The sequence below is a fragment of the Chloroflexota bacterium genome (assembly GCA_035652535.1).
Classification (GTDB): Bacteria; Chloroflexota; UBA6077; order UBA6077; family SHYK01; genus DASRDP01.
This window is the reverse complement of record DASRDP010000058.1, coordinates 116,298-131,200: the sequence shown is the minus strand read 5'-3', so window position 1 is coordinate 131,200 and position 14,903 is coordinate 116,298. Positions and strand designations below refer to the sequence as shown.

The 14,903-nt window shown below is 67.9% G+C and carries 14 protein-coding genes; 13 read left to right on the top strand and 1 reads right to left on the bottom strand.

The genetic code is table 11. From position 1 onward, the window contains the following. The first annotated feature begins 5 nt into the window (after positions 1-5). The 7 genes from VFC51_06610 to VFC51_06580 all read left to right on the top strand — a co-directional run bounded on the left by VFC51_06610 (position 6) and on the right by VFC51_06580 (position 7,554). Positions 6-746, top strand: a complete 741-nt coding sequence (locus VFC51_06610; protein HZT06684.1) for a hypothetical protein — start codon at positions 6-8, stop codon at positions 744-746. 76 nt (positions 747-822) lie between these two features. Continuing rightward, complete coding sequence (locus VFC51_06605; protein ID HZT06683.1) at positions 823-1,476, top strand: hypothetical protein; 654 nt, start codon at positions 823-825, stop codon at positions 1,474-1,476. Then, the gene (locus VFC51_06600; protein ID HZT06682.1) at positions 1,473-2,156 is read left to right on the top strand and encodes a CpsD/CapB family tyrosine-protein kinase; all 684 of its coding nucleotides are present in this window, start codon (positions 1,473-1,475) and stop codon (positions 2,154-2,156) included. Before VFC51_06605 ends, VFC51_06600 begins: the two co-directional genes overlap by 4 nt. A 67-nt stretch (positions 2,157-2,223) precedes the next feature. Next, the gene (locus tag VFC51_06595) at positions 2,224-2,991 is read left to right on the top strand and encodes a sugar phosphate nucleotidyltransferase (protein ID HZT06681.1); all 768 of its coding nucleotides are present in this window, start codon (positions 2,224-2,226) and stop codon (positions 2,989-2,991) included. Then, positions 2,988-4,010, top strand: a complete 1,023-nt coding sequence (gene rfbB / locus VFC51_06590) for a dTDP-glucose 4,6-dehydratase (protein HZT06680.1) — start codon at positions 2,988-2,990, stop codon at positions 4,008-4,010. The genes VFC51_06595 and rfbB overlap by 4 nt, the downstream gene beginning before the upstream one ends. A gap of 9 nt (positions 4,011-4,019) precedes the next feature. Continuing rightward, a complete protein-coding gene (locus tag VFC51_06585; GenBank protein HZT06679.1) occupies positions 4,020-5,312 on the top strand; it encodes an adenylosuccinate synthase in 1,293 nt (430 codons plus the stop codon). A 22-nt stretch (positions 5,313-5,334) separates the two neighbouring features. Beyond that, positions 5,335-7,554 carry a glycogen debranching N-terminal domain-containing protein gene (locus VFC51_06580; protein HZT06678.1) on the top strand — a complete coding sequence of 740 codons (2,220 nt, stop codon included), beginning with the start codon at positions 5,335-5,337 and terminating at the stop codon, positions 7,552-7,554. Positions 7,555-7,556: 2 nt separating this feature from the next. Here the strand turns inward: VFC51_06580 and VFC51_06575 are convergent, their stop codons facing one another. Beyond that, positions 7,557-8,645 carry a UDP-N-acetylglucosamine--N-acetylmuramyl-(pentapeptide) pyrophosphoryl-undecaprenol N-acetylglucosamine transferase gene (locus VFC51_06575; GenBank protein ID HZT06677.1) on the bottom strand — a complete coding sequence of 363 codons (1,089 nt, stop codon included), beginning with the start codon at positions 8,643-8,645 and terminating at the stop codon, positions 7,557-7,559. Between the two features lie 130 nt (positions 8,646-8,775). Between VFC51_06575 and VFC51_06570 the strand changes: the two genes are divergently transcribed. The 6 genes from VFC51_06570 to hemL are packed head-to-tail and all read left to right on the top strand — an operon-like array spanning position 8,776 to position 14,889. Next, a complete protein-coding gene (locus VFC51_06570; GenBank protein HZT06676.1) occupies positions 8,776-9,432 on the top strand; it encodes a helix-turn-helix domain-containing protein in 657 nt (218 codons plus the stop codon). After that, the gene (hemA, locus tag VFC51_06565) at positions 9,429-10,757 is read left to right on the top strand and encodes a glutamyl-tRNA reductase (GenBank protein ID HZT06675.1); all 1,329 of its coding nucleotides are present in this window, start codon (positions 9,429-9,431) and stop codon (positions 10,755-10,757) included. Before VFC51_06570 ends, hemA begins: the two co-directional genes overlap by 4 nt. Then, positions 10,754-11,680, top strand: a complete 927-nt coding sequence (hemC, locus tag VFC51_06560) for a hydroxymethylbilane synthase (GenBank protein ID HZT06674.1) — start codon at positions 10,754-10,756, stop codon at positions 11,678-11,680. Before hemA ends, hemC begins: the two co-directional genes overlap by 4 nt. Further along, positions 11,677-12,477, top strand: a complete 801-nt coding sequence (locus tag VFC51_06555; protein HZT06673.1) for a uroporphyrinogen-III synthase — start codon at positions 11,677-11,679, stop codon at positions 12,475-12,477. Before hemC ends, VFC51_06555 begins: the two co-directional genes overlap by 4 nt. Positions 12,478-12,507: 30 nt before the next feature. After that, positions 12,508-13,536: a porphobilinogen synthase gene (gene hemB, locus VFC51_06550; GenBank protein ID HZT06672.1), complete on the top strand. Its 1,029-nt coding sequence runs from the start codon at positions 12,508-12,510 to the stop codon at positions 13,534-13,536. 21 nt (positions 13,537-13,557) lie between these two features. Then, a complete protein-coding gene (gene hemL, locus VFC51_06545; GenBank protein HZT06671.1) occupies positions 13,558-14,889 on the top strand; it encodes a glutamate-1-semialdehyde 2,1-aminomutase in 1,332 nt (443 codons plus the stop codon). Positions 14,890-14,903 lie beyond the last annotated feature (14 nt).

The window sequence follows — 14,903 nt, the reverse complement described above, 5'->3', positions numbered from 1 at the left end:
GCGCGATGGAGATCCGCCAGTACTTCTCGATCGTACCGCGACGCTGGCCGATTATTGTGGTCATCACCCTGCTCACGTTCGTCATCGCCGGAGCGTGGGCACTGCGGGGGCCCCGCGCGTACGAGGCGACCGTTCGTTTGGCCGTGAGCCTCGGCGGCGATCCGGCCGCCATCGCCGGGGCAAGCCAGATCTCGCCGCCGATCCCCGCGACCGGGGGCGGCCAAGACCTTCCCCCGTATGTCTACTTCAGGGACTACTACTACTGGCTGGCAGCCGAGTACCTGGCCGACGATCTCAGCGAGGTGCTGCGCAGCGACCGCTTCATCTCCGACGTCGGCAAGTACCTGGACGAGGACGTCCGACGCGTCTTCGTGCGCGACGTGATCCGGACCCGGAAGACGCATCGCATCCTCGAAGTGACCGTGCAGGCGCCCCAGCCCGAACAGGCCGAGCGGATCGCGGCCGGGATCAATCGCGTTATCTCTGAGCAGGGAGGAAAGTACCTAGCGCAGCTCGCGACGCCATCGGGGCAGATCGCCGTCCTCGATCGGCCCGTGGCGCGCCCGGCGACGACGACCGGAAGCCAGACCCTCGACCTCGGATTGCGAGGCCTCGCGGGGCTCGTCATCGGATTGTTCGTCGCGTTCGTGGTCGACTATTTCGACTCCACGATTCGCACCGCCCAAGAGGCCGAGCGCACCCTCGGGCTTCCGGTCCTCGGTCAGATCCCCGCGGCCGCGCGTTAGGCGCCAGGCTGTCGTGCGAGCCGTCGGCGCTTGCCCGGAGGATGCGTTGCCACCTTCCGCGTTCCCGCGGTAGCCGTTGCCCCTTCGAGAATTCTCGCAACCCCTTCAGCGGTGGTGGTGGGTCGTTCTCGTGAGCGCGGTGGCGGCCGCGTTGCTCGGTTACGTCTATGCGCGGACGCAGGTCCCGACTTTCCGATCGTCGGTGCGCCTGGTCCTTTCCGGTCACGTGGACTATTCGCAGGTCCTTGCCGTCGAGAAGGTGCTCCGGCTCGTCGCCGCCCACGCCCGCACCGCGCCGGTAGCCGAGGCAGTGGAGGCGCAGCTGGCAACGGGGATGGATGCGAACGCGCTTCTGGCCGAGATTCGCACGCAAGTCTTCGCGGACTCGCTCACGCTCCAGATCGACGTGGACGACGCAGATCCGGCCAGGAGCGAGCGCATCGCATCCGCCGTCGCCGCGGTCGTCCAGGAGAGGCAAGAGGAGGAGATGGCGGACGTTCCGCCGGCCGATCGCATCCACGTCGCCGTCCTGGACCGGCCGACGGCGGCGCTGTTCGTGTGGCCGCAGACGCGATCGATCGTGGCGGGTACCGCCCTCCTCGGCGCGTTGGCTGGGGCTCTACTGGTATTTGTCCTAGACTTCCTCGACGATACGATTCAGTCCATCGCCGACGCGGAGCGCTGGCTGGGACTTCCCATTCTCGGCGTGATCCCAAAGGAGCGCAGATGAATCGATTCACCCGACGCCGGGAGCCCCGAGGCGTCGACGAGCTGGCGATGCTGGCCCACCCGGAAAGCGCGGCCGCGGAGGCGTATCGAACACTGCGCGCCAACATCCAGCTCGGCCACGCCGAGACCGGCCCCCAGCGCGTTCTCTTCACCAGCGCCGGACCGGAGGAGGGAAAGTCCACGACCCTCGCGAATGTCGGCGTCGCCGCCGCGCAGGCGGGCTCCCGCGTCCTCCTCGTGGACGCCGACCTCCGCCGCCCGCGCCTCCACGAGCTCTTCAGCCTCTCGAACGATGTGGGCGTCACCACAGCCGTTCAGTCGCCGACGACCGCCCCCTCATGCGTGCAGCAGACCCGGGTGGCGGGCCTGCGTGTCCTCACCAGCGGCCCGACGGCCCCCAGTCCGGTAGAGCTGCTCAGCTCGGCGTCCTTCGAAGAGCTGCTCACAACCGTGGCGGGAGGGGCGGACCTGATCATGTTAGACTCACCCCCGGCAGGCACGCTCGCCGACGCGTCGGTGCTCGCGCGCTGCGTCTCCGGCGTCATCCTCGTGCTGGATGCGCGACAAACGCGCAGGGAAAGCGCGCAGCTTGCCAAGGCGCAGCTCGAACGGGTTCAAGCCAGAATCCTGGGCGTCGTCCTGAGCAATGCCTCGGTTGACTCGTCCGCGTACCGGTACTGATCGATCACGCACGGGCTATCGCGGCGCGGACGGTTCGTACCGACGGAGATCCCCTGGAGACGCAGGCATGACCGAAGTCAAGGGTGTGGTCCTGGCGGGAGGGTCGGGCAGTCGCCTGTACCCACTCACGCGGATCACCAACAAGCACCTATTGCCGATCTACGACAAGCCGATGATCTTCTATCCCATCCAAACCCTTGTCCGCGCGGGGATTCGTGACATCATGGTGGTGACGGGTGGCAACAACGCCGGCGACTTCCTGCGGCTCCTGGGAAACGGGCGGGACTTCGGCCTGAAACACATCAACTACGCGTATCAGGACAAAGCGGGCGGGATCGCGGAAGCTCTTGGCCTTACCGAGGAGTTCGTGGGCGGCAACCGGTGCGTCCTGGTTCTCGGCGACAACATCGTCGAGGACGACATTTCGCCGTTCGTCCGAAATTTCGAGCGACAGCCTCGCGGGGCCAGGATCCTGTTGAAGGAGATTCCGCAGCGTGAGCACTTGGTACACCTTGGCGTTCCGGCATTCGAAGATGGCCGCGTGATTCGAATCGACGAGAAGCCCAGCGAGCCGCAGTCACCCTACGCGGTCACCGGCGTCTACATGTATGACCCGTCGGTGTTCGAGATCGTGGAGCGCCTGGCGCCGTCCGGGCGCGGAGAGCTGGAGATCACCGACGTCAACAACGAATACATCCGCCGCGGCGCCATGGAGTACGACCTGCTGAAGGGATTTTGGGGCGACGCGGGGGAGTCCATCGACCACTACCTCACGGTGATCAACTACGTCGCATCGCACTGGCCGCGCGAGGCACCGGCCGAGGGCGCCAGTTGAAGATCCTCGTGACGGGCGGGGCCGGCTTCATCGGGAGTAATTTCGTCCGCTATGAGCTGGCCCATTCCGACGACGACATCATCGTTCTCGATAAGTTGACCTACGCGGGCAATCTCGCGAACCTTCAGGACTGCGACCGGGACCCTCGATTCGCGTTCGTCCAGGGCGACATCGCGGACGCGGAGACTGCCAGCGAGCTCGTGAGCCAGGTGGACTGTGTCGTGAATTTCGCAGCGGAAAGTCACGTCGACCGGTCCATTCTGGACCCCTCGCGTTTCATCACGACGGACGTGCTCGGCCCATATGCGCTGCTCGAAGCGGCGCGCGCCTCGAAAGTGGAGCGCTTCCTGCACGTGAGCACCGACGAGGTCTATGGCGAGGTTCCGATCGGCTCCGCGCCGGAAACGGCGCCCCTGCGGCCACGCAGCCCCTACGCGGCGAGCAAAGCGGGCGGCGAGCTGCTGGTGTATGCCTACTACGTGACCTATGGTCTTCCCACGCTCGTCACCCGGGGGTCGAACACCTTCGGGCGGTACCAGTATCCGGAGAAGCTCATCCCGGTCGTCATCACTGAGGCGTTGGACGGGCGGCCGATCCCCGTGTACGGCGACGGGCGCCAGCGTCGCGACTGGCTTCACGTGGACGACCACTGCTCCGGGATCGACACGGTGCTGCGAAAGGGTGTCCCGGGCGAGGCATACAACATCGGCGGTGGCAACGAGCGCTTCAACCTCGACGTGGTGTGTCACATCCTCGACGCGCTCGGGCGCCCGCGCTCGCTGATACAGCACGTACCGGATCGCCCCGGGCACGACATTCGCTACTCGGTGGACTCGACGAAGGTCAAAGGGCTGGGGTGGCAGACGCCGCGCGATTTCGAGTCACTCCTGGACGAGACCATCGCGTGGTACGTGGAGCGCGAGGACTGGTGGCGCCCGCTCAAGGCGCGTCCCGATTATGTGGAATACTTCCAGCGCAACTACGGCGAGCGACTGTCCGCGTCGCCATCACGCGAATAGGGAGGGGGAATGCCCGTTGTGGGCGTCGTCGGGGGCCAGTGGGGCGACGAAGGAAAGGGAAAGGTCGTCGACCTGCTCGCCGGTGACGCGGACGTCGTCATTCGCGCCCACGGCGGCGACAACGCCGGCCACACAGTCGTGAACGAGCAGGGCGAATTCGCGCTCCACCTCGTGCCCGCGGGCATCTTCAACCCCCGCGCGACCTGCATCATCGCGCCGGGCGTCGCTCTGAATCCGGCTGTCCTGATTCAGGAGCTGGACGCGCTGGAACGCCGTGGGGTGTCGACGCGCAGCCTCCTCGTGTCCGAGCGGGCCCACATGGTGCTTCCCTACCACCTCTTGATCGATCAGGTGCAGGAGGCGCGGCGAGGCAATGAAGCGATCGGGACGACTGGGCGAGGGATTGGCCCCGCCTATGGCGACAAAGTCGAGCGCATCGGCCTGCGCGTCGGCGATTTGCGCGATCTCGACGGCCTTCGCCAGCGCCTGCGCGTCACAGCGGAGCACAAGAACCGGCTGTTTGCGGTGTGGGACCGGAGCGATCGCATCTCCCTCTCCGAGATCGAGGACCAGTGCGCGGTATATCGGGACCGGCTCCTTCCGTACATCGGGGACGTCGCACCCGTCGTTGCCGACGCCGTCGCACGGGACGCCAGCGTGCTGCTCGAGGGCGCCCACGGCACGTTGCTGGACCTCGACCACGGCACCTATCCATTCGCGACCAGCTCCTCGTGCACCGTGGCGGGCCTCTGCCAGGGCGCTGGAATCCCACCGCGCTCCATTACGCACGCGGTGGGCGTCTTCAAGGCGTACTCGACGCGCGTGGGGAGCGGACCCATGCCGACGGAGCTGCTCGACGAGACGGGTAGTTATCTCCGCGAGCACGCCCACGAGTTCGGTACGACGACCGGACGTGCGCGCCGATGCGGCTGGTTCGATGCAGTCTCGGCTCGGTACAGCGCCCGCATCAATGGGTTCGACAGCGTCGCCGTCACGCGCCTCGACATCCTCGACGAGCTGTCCGTCATCAACCTGTGCGTGTCCTACGAGCTGGATGGCCGCCGCGTAGATTCCCCGCCATCTGACCCGGCGCTCCTCAGCCGCTGCGTCCCCGTGTACGAGCAGCACCCCGGCTGGTTGACTTCGCTGTGCGAGGTCAAACGATTCGACGCCCTGCCGGAGAATGCCGCGCGCTTCGTCCGACGCATCGAGGAGATGGTCGAGGCGCCGGCCGACATCGTCGGCGTCGGTCCTGCCCGTAGCCAGACGATAAGCCGCCGTAGCCTGTGGGATACGATATGAGCATCCACCCTGGAGCTTCCCTGTGCTCGACCGCCTCGTCCTCAAGGAGAATGACGTCTTTGCCGTCACAGACAGGGAGGGGAACATTCGTGCGCTGTCGCGCGACGGCCAGGGGCTGTATTGCGCGGACACCCGCTTCCTGAGCGTCTACGAGTTCTCCATCGACCACGTCCCAATGCAGCTTCTCTCCGCGGCGGGAGAGCTGAGCTTCATGAACAACTTCCAGTTCGCGAATCTGCCGACCACCATGCCAGACGACGTGCACGTGCGCGCGCGGGCTCTCAGCATCCGCCGGAATCGGTTCATCGACGATGGGCTCCACGAGCGATTCGGGCTGCAGAACTACAGCCCGCAGAAACTCTCCCTCCGGCTCAGGCTCACGTTCGGGTCCGATTTTCGCGACATGTTCGACGTTCGCGGCTATCTTCAGCGCACGGAGCGGGGCACGTTCGGCGCCCCGGAGCACAGCGGGCGCGAGATCCGTCTCCGCTACACCGGACTCGACGGCGTCGAGCGGACGACACGGATCCGCTTCGACGTGAAGCCGAGCGCGGTCGAGATCCGGGAGGGCGAGGACAGGCGCCCGCCCCAGAGGACAACACCGGCCGACGGGGAGGACATCGATCCACGGGTCGAGATCGACTTCGCGGCCCCCATCGCGGAAGCGGCGTTCGATGTGAACCTGGAGCCGGGTCAGGTTTGGTCGTTGACCGTCGACGTCGTGCCGCTGATCGGCGATGGGGCCCGGAAATCCGCAGACATCACGTCCATCGATGCGTCGTTCCACCGCATCTTGGAGGAGCACGAGCGCTGGGAGTCGCGATCGACCCGGATCGTCACCGACCACGAGCTGCTCAACGTGCTAATCCGCCGGAGCCTTCATGACCTTCGCCTCACGATCAATCGGCTTCCAACGGGATTGCTCCCCGTCGCCGGCATTCCCTGGTTCGCGGTTCCCTTCGGGCGAGATAGCTGCATCTGCTCTCTGCAGACCCTGTGTCTGAACCCCGACATCGCGTACGGAACGCTACGCTTCCTCGCCTCGAATCAGGGTACGACTCTCGATCCCTGGCGGGATGAGGAGCCCGGCAAGATCCTCCACGAAATCCGCAGCGGGGAAATGGCCGCGCTTCGCGAGGTACCCCAGACTCCCTACTACGGCAGTGTCGACTCGACGCCGCTCTTTATCTGTCTCTTCGCCGAGCTGATGAAGTGGACCGACGACTGGTCGTTCGCCCAGGAGATGCGGCCGCATCTCGAGCGGGCGCTGGAGTGGCTCCGCATCTATGGGGACCGCGACGGCGATGGACTGATCGAGTACGAATCGCACTCGACGCGCGGCATCCACAATCAGGGTTGGAAAGATTCCTTCGACTCTATCGCGTTTCCCGACCGGACCCTCGCGTCTCCGCCGATCGCCGTGGCCGAGGTGCAAGGATACGCGTTCGGCGCCGAAGTCGCGATGGCGGAGATGTATCGCCGCTGGGGGGAACCGGCTCGCGCTGCCCGATGCATGGCATCCGCGCGCCGGACCAAGCGGGCGTTCGAAGACGCGTTCTGGCTGGATGAGGAGCGCTTCTACGCCCTCGCGCTCGATAGAGATAAGCGCCAAGTCCCGGCCATTGCGTCCAACCCGGGCCACTGCCTCTTGACCGGACTCGTCGACGGCGAGCGCGCTTCGGCCGTCGCCGAACGCCTCATGCGCGAGGACATGCGCTGCGGATGGGGGATCCGGACGCTCAGCAGCCAGTATCCGACGTTCAACCCCATGAGCTACCACAACGGGTCGATTTGGCCCCACGACAACTCACTGGTCGCCGCCGGATTGCGGCGCGCCGGGCACGCGGAGGCCGCGGTGCGCGTCGTGGACGAGGTGCTGAACGCGGGCTTTCGCCTTCCCGGATACCGCATGCCCGAGCTTTTCTGCGGATTCAGTCGAGACCGGCGTTATCAATCGTCGCCGGCCGCGTACCCGGTTTCATGCACGCCTCAGGCGTGGGCTGCGGGCGCCGTCTTTCTCATGCTCCAGTCCGTGATCGGCCTCGAGCCCGATCTGCCGAATCGCCGTCTCACGCTCCGCCCGCGCCTCCTTCCATGGCTCGGCTCCATTCGCTTCGAGAACATGCGCCTGGGCTCGCGAAGTGTCAGCATTCGCGTGAGACGCGATGGGGACGCGGTCCGCTGTGACGTGACGGGCGCCGACGACCTCGAGGTGATCGTGCAGACCCCCGAGCAAGGGTAGCGTCAATGGGGACGCCGATCCTGGCCTCGCCCACGGGCAATGGCGGTAAGTCCCCGCGCAATTGCGTCCGCGGCGTCCGTCGGCAGCATGCGGGCCAAGGAACGCCCGAGACGGGCCCGCCGATCCCGGTCGCCGAGCAGGCGAATGACCTGCTCCGCGAGCTCAGCCCCCGTGCACGCTCGCTCATCCAGAACGACCGCCGCGTCATGCCGTCTGAGGGCATCAGCATTCAGCACCTGGTGGGAGCCGGGCATCGGCAGGACGATGGCGGGCTTCTCGAGGGCGGCGATCTCGCTGAGCGCCGACATCCCGGCGCGCGAGACGATGACGTCCGCTACCGCGAGCGCGTCCGCCATCTCGGTGGTGAGAAATTCGATCTGGCGATAGCCCCGGTTGGATGAGACGGGTATTCCTTTCCCCACCCCGGTGAGGTGAAGGACCTGCGCGTGGTCGAGGATGGCGTGCGCGGCCCCCGCCGCTAGCTGATTCAGGCGGAGCGCGCCCGTGCCGCCACCGGTGATCAGCACGACGGGTCGCCGTTGCTCCAGGTCGAACGTCGCCCGCGCGCGTTCTGCGCTACCGTGGAGCATCGCGTCCCGAACGGGGTTCCCCACCACGGGCGCGTTCCGCCACCGTGACCACCGGCGCGTGTCCTGGAGGGCGATGGTGGCCGCCGAGGCAAAGGGCCGCAGGATGCGGTTCGCGAGGCCCGGTTGCACATCCTGCTGATGGATGGCGATGGGCGTTCGAGCCATCGCGGCCGCGATGAGCGGCGGCACCGTCGCGAAGCCTCCCGCACCAAAGGCGACAGCAGGCCGAAAATCGCGCGCGAGGGTGGCCGCCTCAGCGAGCCCGGCGAGCACCAGGAAGGGATCCGTGGCATTGCGCCAGGTCGCGTAGCGGCGGAGCCGCCCCGAGTGGACCCGTCGCGTGGGGATTCCCGCCGCTCGCACCATCTCGCCCTCGGGGCCACGGGACGTAATCAGATAGAGGAACTCGGCGTCCGGGCACGTGCGCTTGAGGGCTTCGGCCACCGCGATGACCGGCGCGGCGGACCCACCCGAGCCCCCGCCCGCGAGGAGCACCCGCACCGTCTACGGTCCCTTCCGCGGGGATGGCGCACGCCGCGATTTCGGTTGACGCGGTCTGGCGCGCGATGGTACGGTCTCGGTGCAAATTCCGCAGAATCCTGAAGATTTTGATAGGTTTGCCGAGGTGCCGGTGGCAGAGCCGTCTCCCGCTGTCCTTTCCCCGGAGTGGATCGCAATCGGGCGCGCGTGCCAGATGCTGGGGGTCAACCCGGCGACCCTCCGACACTGGACATCGACGGGCAAGGTCCACGTATATCGAACCCCGGGCGGCCACCGCCGCTTTAGCGCCGCCGAGATCGCATCTCTCGTTCGCACCGAAGAATCTCCCTCTGTCGAGTCGTTGCCGCACGCGATCATCGCGCAGCTCAGGGGACGGTATCGCGGCCTCGCCCACGCATCCGCTGTCCACCCCGGCTGGCTCGAAGCTCTGGATCCGGCGACGCGCAGCCGGTTTCACAGCCTCGGCGACGAGCTGCTGGAGCGCCTAGGAGAGTACCTCTCGGCGCGCGGCCCGCGCCAGCGGCAGCGTGCCCTCAGCGCCGGATGGAAAATCGCGGCCCAGTACGGCCAGGTGGCGCGGGAAGCCGGTCTGGACACCCACCAGGCCATCGAGGCGTACTTGCTCTTTCGTCGGCCCCTGCTCGACGTCCTCGCGCGGAGCGTTTCCTCCCATCCCCAGCTCAGCGGCCAGCTCGCGAGGATCGTCCGCGACGCGGAGCGGTTCATGGACGAGGTGTTGTCGGGCGTTGCCGGAACCAGGCCGAGCGCAGGGGGAGCCGCGCAATGAGCCATCCCTTCGAGCTCGCGGCGGGGGAAACCCTGGCGACGCACGCCTCGCTGTCCGTCGTCGGGGTCAACCATCGCACCGCGCCGCTTTCCCTCCGTGAGCGACTGGCCATCACGGACGCCGCGTTGCCGTCCGCCCTCCAGCTCCTGCGCGCGGTCGCGCGGGAAGCGTTCGTGCTGTCCACGTGCAACCGCACCGAGGTCTACATGGTGTCCGACGACAGCGATGCGGCTGATGCGATGACGGAAATCCTCGCGCAGTACACCGGGGTGGGGCGCGGGGAGATCGAAGCGCATCGGTACGTGCGCTCCGGTGAGGGCTGCGTCCGCCATCTTCTGCGCGTGGCGAGCGGGCTCGATTCGATGGTGCTGGGCGAAACGCAGATACTTGGGCAGGTGCGCGACGCGCTGGAAAGCGCGGCCACCGCGGGCGCCATTGGGCCCGTGCTTGGAAAAGTCGTTCCCCTCGCCCTGGAGATCGGGAAGCGGTCGCGCTCCGAAACGAGGATCGGGGCGGGCGCCATCTCCCCCAGCTCCGTCGCCGTCGATCTCGCGAAGCGCGCGCTGGGCGATCTGCGGAGCCGCGCCGTCCTCGTGGTCGGTGCCGGTGACGCGGCGCAGGCGACCGCGCGCAGCCTCGTGGACGCCGGGGTCCGCGAGATCCTCGTCGTGAATCGCTCTCTTCAGCGCGCCGAGGAGGTGGCGGCCGTTGTCAGAGGGAGGGCCGTCCCCTACGACGATCTCGTGGAGGGGCTCTGCGCTGCGGACATCGTCATCAGCTCTACGAGCGCCAGCGAGCACGTCATCGGAGTGCCGGACGTGCGGGCGGCCATGAACCGTCGCGGGGACCGATCGCTGCTCTTTGTCGACATCGCAGTTCCGCGCGACATCGATCCGGCGGTGGCGTCCATCCCACGCGTCATCCTCTCCAACATCGATGATTTGGAGGCGATCTGCTCGGCGAACCTCTTGAATCGTCAGCGCGAGGTCGCCGCCGTCGAGGAGATCGTCGACGCGGGCCTGAACGACTATCGCCAGTGGGCGAGCCTGCAATCCCTCGTCCCCACCATTGGTGCGCTCTACCGGCAGGCTGAGTCGATCCGTCAGTCCGAGGTCGCCCGGACGATTCCCAGGCTGCAATCGCTATCGCCGGACGATCGCGAGCTGATCGACGTGATGACCGCCGCGATCGTTCGCCGCATTCTCCACAGTCCGGTCGCGGCGCTCAAGGAGCGCGGGCAGGGCCCTGACGCGGAGCGTCTGGTTCGGTGGGTGCGCGAGCTGTTTGCGCTGGACGACGCGACCGGCGCGCGGCCTGGGCCATGAGAGCACGGCGCGCTGGCGGCAATCGGCGCCAGCTTCGGATCGGGACGCGCGGAAGCCTCCTCGCTCGCCGCCAGGCCGCCATCGTGATGGATGCCCTCTGCGCGATGTTCCCGACGTTGCAATGCACCATCGAGGTCATTCGGACCGAGGGAGACGAGGCCGCGGATGTCGACTTTTCCCATTTCGCCGCTCCGGGTGTCTTCGTTCGGCGGATTGAAGCGGCGCTGCTCGACGGGCGGATCGACCTGGCGGTGCACAGTTTCAAAGACCTGCCGTCCTCATCGCCGGATGCGCTGACGATCGCCGCCTTTCTCCCTCGCGAAGATCCCCGGGATGCGCTCGTTTCGAGATCCGCCTCGCTCGCGTCTCTCCCCGACGGCGCGACCGTCGGGACCGGCAGCGCCCGACGACAGGCCCTCATCCGAGACGTCCGGCCTCGCCTGGACCTTCGCCCTATTCGCGGGAATGTGGACACGCGGCTGGGTAGGGTGGCCCGGGGCGACCTCGACGCGGTCGTGGTCGCCGCCGCGGGCCTCGCGCGCCTCGAGCGAAGTGACGCCGCGACCGAGATTCTCGACCCCGCGACCTTTATTCCTTCACCGGGACAGGGGATCCTCGCGGTGCAGGCGCGGCGCGATGACCCGTCCGTCTACGAGCTCGCGCACGCTCTCGACGATCCGGAGACGCGCGTGTGCGCTCAAGCCGAGCGATCCGTGGCGGTCGCAGTCGACGCCGGCTGTCAGACGCCGTTCGGCGCGTACGCAAAGATCCAGGACGGAGAGATCTCGGTTTCTGCGTTTCTCGCCCCCGACGGGGTCGGCGGCATCGTCCGACGGGCGATCACTGGGTCGCGGGAGGACGCGCTCGAGATCGGCGGGGCCGTCGGGGTGGCGCTGGCAACGGCCGCGGCGCGCGCGTCATGAGCATCGAGCGTCCGGCCGCGGTCCCGAAGGGGGGGCTGCGGGGCCGGAGGGTCCTGATCACCCGCCCCGCCGGCCAGGCCCGGCGGCTCGTCGAGGCGCTGGAGGATGAGGGCGCCCAGGCGGTGACGGCGCCGGCCATTCGCATCGAGCCGCCGGCCTCATGGGAGGACGTCGATCGGGCCATCCGAGACGGCGGGTACGATTGGGTCATCTTCACCAGCGCCAACGGCGTGCGGGCCTTCTGGGGGCGCCTGAATGAGGCCCATCGGGGGGCGGACTGGTTCGCCGGCGCCCGGATCGCAGCCATCGGGCCGGAGACGGCTCGCGCCCTCACGACAATCGGGGTTCGACCGGACCTTGTGCCGGATGAGTACGTGGCTGAGGCGCTCATCGCCTGCCTTGCCGACGCTGGGCCCCTCGATGGAATGCGGGTCCTCCTTCCCCGAACGGATATCGCCCGCGAGACCCTGGCCGTGGGGCTTCGCGATCGGGGCGCCGTCGTCGATCAGGTCGCCACGTATCGCACGGTCACCAGCGCGCCGCCGCCCGGGCTCCTGGCGCAGCTCCGGGCCGGCGAGATCGACGCCGTCACGTTCACCAGTTCGTCCACGGTTCGGGGGCTGCTGGAGATGCTCGGCGGCGAAACGGACGCGCTGAATGGCGTGGTGGTCGCGTGTATTGGTCCGGTCACGGCCGACACGGCACGCTCCCTTGGGCTCCACCCGGCCGTGGTCGCCCACACCTACACCGCCGAAGGGCTCGTCACGGCCCTCAGAGCCTACTTTGCGGCCCGGTAGGCGGCGCGAATCCCAGAAAGGACAAACGCCATGAGCACACTGCAGCCCAACGTTGAGGCGGGTCCTCTCGATCTGTCGCGGGATCGATCTCCGGTGCGTCGGCCGCGTCGCCTCCGACGCAGCGTTGGCCTCCGCGGCCTTGTGCGCGAGACAGTCTTGACCCCGAATGACTTCGTGGAGCCGCTGTTCGTCGCCGATGGGATCGACGGCCGCATTCCGGTCCCCTCGATGCCGGGCGTCCACCAGCTTTCCATCGGCGAAACCGTTCGAGAGTGCCGGGACATCGCGTCCGCGCAGATCCCCGCCGTCATCCTCTTCGGCATCCCGGACAGGAAAGACGACCTCGGGACCGAGGCATATGCCCCCGACGGGATCGTTCAGCGCGCGGTGCGAGCCATCAAAGACGCGGCGCCCGATCTTGTCGTGATGACCGACGTCTGCCTCTGCGAGTACACCAGCCACGGGCACTGCGGCGTGGTCGACCACGGAGAGGTGTTGAACGACCCCACCCTCGACCTGCTGGCGCGCACGGCGGTGTCCCACGCGGAGGCAGGGGCGGACGTGGTCGCGCCGTCCGACATGATGGACGGGCGGGTGGCGGCCATTCGCGCGGGGCTCGACAGCGCCGGCCGCGCCGACGTGCCGATCCTGTCGTATGCGGCGAAGTACGCGTCGTCGTTCTACGGTCCCTTTCGGGAGGCTGCCGAGTCGGCGCCGCAGTTCGGCGACCGCCGCGGTTACCAGATGGACCCGGCGAATGGTCGGGAAGCGCTCCACGAGGTGCAGCTCGACCTCGACGAGGGAGCGGATATGGTGATGGTGAAGCCGGCCCTCGCCTTCCTCGACGTCTTGTGGCGGGTCAAGGCGATGTCGCCGGTGCCGGTTGGCGCGTACAACGTGAGTGGCGAGTACGCCATGCTGATGGCCGCCGCCGAGCGAGGCTGGATCGACGGCCAAGCAGTGATGTTCGAGGTCCTGCATTCCATCAAGCGCGCGGGTGCCGACTTCATTCTGACCTACCACGCACGCGCGGCCGCTCGTGCGCTGGCCTGGCGGTGATGGCCTACCTGACGCGTGCCCATGGCTGATTCGTCCGGACGGCGATCGGCCGAGCTGTTCGACCGAGCGTTGGAGATTTTTCCCGGCGGGGTCAACAGCCCTGTGCGCGCATTTCGCGCGGTGGGCGGCGTCCCACCCTTCATGGTCGGAGGCGAGGGCGCCTTCGTGACGGACGCCGACGGGCGGAGCTACATTGACTATCTGGGCTCGTGGGGCCCGCTCATCCTCGGCCATGCGCATCCAGCGGTCGAGGCGGCCGTCGCCGACGCTTCCCGCGCTGGCTTGACCTTCGGCGCGCCTACGGAGCGTGAGGTGGTGCTGGGCGAGCTGATCCGCTCCGCCATGCCCTCCCTCGAGCGGCTGCGGTTCGTCTCGACCGGAACCGAAGCGGCCATGAGCGCGCTGCGGCTCGCTCGAGCCTACACCGGCCGGACGAAGATCCTGAAATTCGACGGGGGATACCACGGGCACAGCGACGCGCTCCTCGTGGCGGCGGGCTCAGGGCTGCTGACGAACGCGCTTCCGAGCAGCGCGGGCGTGCCCGACGCGTGGGTGGCCGACACGATCAGCGTGCCCTTCAACGACCTCGAAGCCGTGGAGCACGCCCTCTCCGTCCACCCCGGCGCCATCGCCGCCGTGATCGTGGAGCCGGTCGCCGGGAACATGGGGGTCATCCCGCCCGCTGATGGGTTCCTCGACGGACTCCGTGAATTGACCCGGCGGGAGGGCGCGCTCCTCATCTTCGATGAGGTCATCACCGGCTTTCGCGTGGCCCTCGGCGGCGCGCAAGCGCGATTCGGCGTGAGCCCCGACCTGACATGCGTGGGCAAGATCATCGGTGGCGGGCTCCCCGCTGCGGCGTACGGCGGGCGGGCTGAGATCATGCGCCTCATCGCCCCCGAGGGGCCGGTCTACCAGGCGGGCACCCTCTCCGGGAATCCGGTCGCCATGGCTGCCGGCGCCGCGACGCTCCGTCAGCTCCACACGCCGGGCTGTTACGACCGTCTCGAGAGCCTGGGCAAGCGCCTCGAAGACGGGATCGTCCAGGCGGCGGCCCGCGCGGGCGCGACGGTCACCGTCCAGCGCGTGGGGTCCATGCTCACGCCCTTCTTTACAGATCAGCCCGTCCGCGACGAGTCTGCTGCCCGCCGGTGCGATACGCGCCTGTACGGGCGATTCCTCCACGGTCTCCTCGATCGCGGGGTGTACGCGCCTCCCTCGCAGTTCGAGGCCTGGTTCGTATCCCTGGCTCACACCGAGCGCGACCTCGATCAGTCGATTTCCGCCATCGACGATGCGCTTCGCACGGCGATCTCGGAGACGAAGGCCGGGAGCGGCCCAGCCGCCGGTTGAGCCGGAGAGACGCC

What these genes read in the sequence shown, in the direction of transcription:
- hemC (HZT06674.1), top strand. Translation starts at nt 10,754, where the DNA reads ATGAGAGCACGGCGCGCTGGCGGCAATCGGCGCCAGCTTCGGATCGGG.
- hemB (HZT06672.1), top strand. Translation starts at nt 12,508, where the DNA reads ATGAGCACACTGCAGCCCAACGTTGAGGCGGGTCCTCTCGATCTGTCG.
- VFC51_06585 (HZT06679.1), top strand. Translation starts at nt 4,020, where the DNA reads ATGCCCGTTGTGGGCGTCGTCGGGGGCCAGTGGGGCGACGAAGGAAAG.
- hemA (HZT06675.1), top strand. Translation starts at nt 9,429, where the DNA reads ATGAGCCATCCCTTCGAGCTCGCGGCGGGGGAAACCCTGGCGACGCAC.
- VFC51_06555 (HZT06673.1), top strand. Translation starts at nt 11,677, where the DNA reads ATGAGCATCGAGCGTCCGGCCGCGGTCCCGAAGGGGGGGCTGCGGGGC.
- VFC51_06595 (HZT06681.1), top strand. Translation starts at nt 2,224, where the DNA reads ATGACCGAAGTCAAGGGTGTGGTCCTGGCGGGAGGGTCGGGCAGTCGC.
- VFC51_06600 (HZT06682.1), top strand. Translation starts at nt 1,473, where the DNA reads ATGAATCGATTCACCCGACGCCGGGAGCCCCGAGGCGTCGACGAGCTG.
- VFC51_06610 (HZT06684.1), top strand. Translation starts at nt 6, where the DNA reads ATGGAGATCCGCCAGTACTTCTCGATCGTACCGCGACGCTGGCCGATT.
- hemL (HZT06671.1), top strand. Translation starts at nt 13,558, where the DNA reads ATGGCTGATTCGTCCGGACGGCGATCGGCCGAGCTGTTCGACCGAGCG.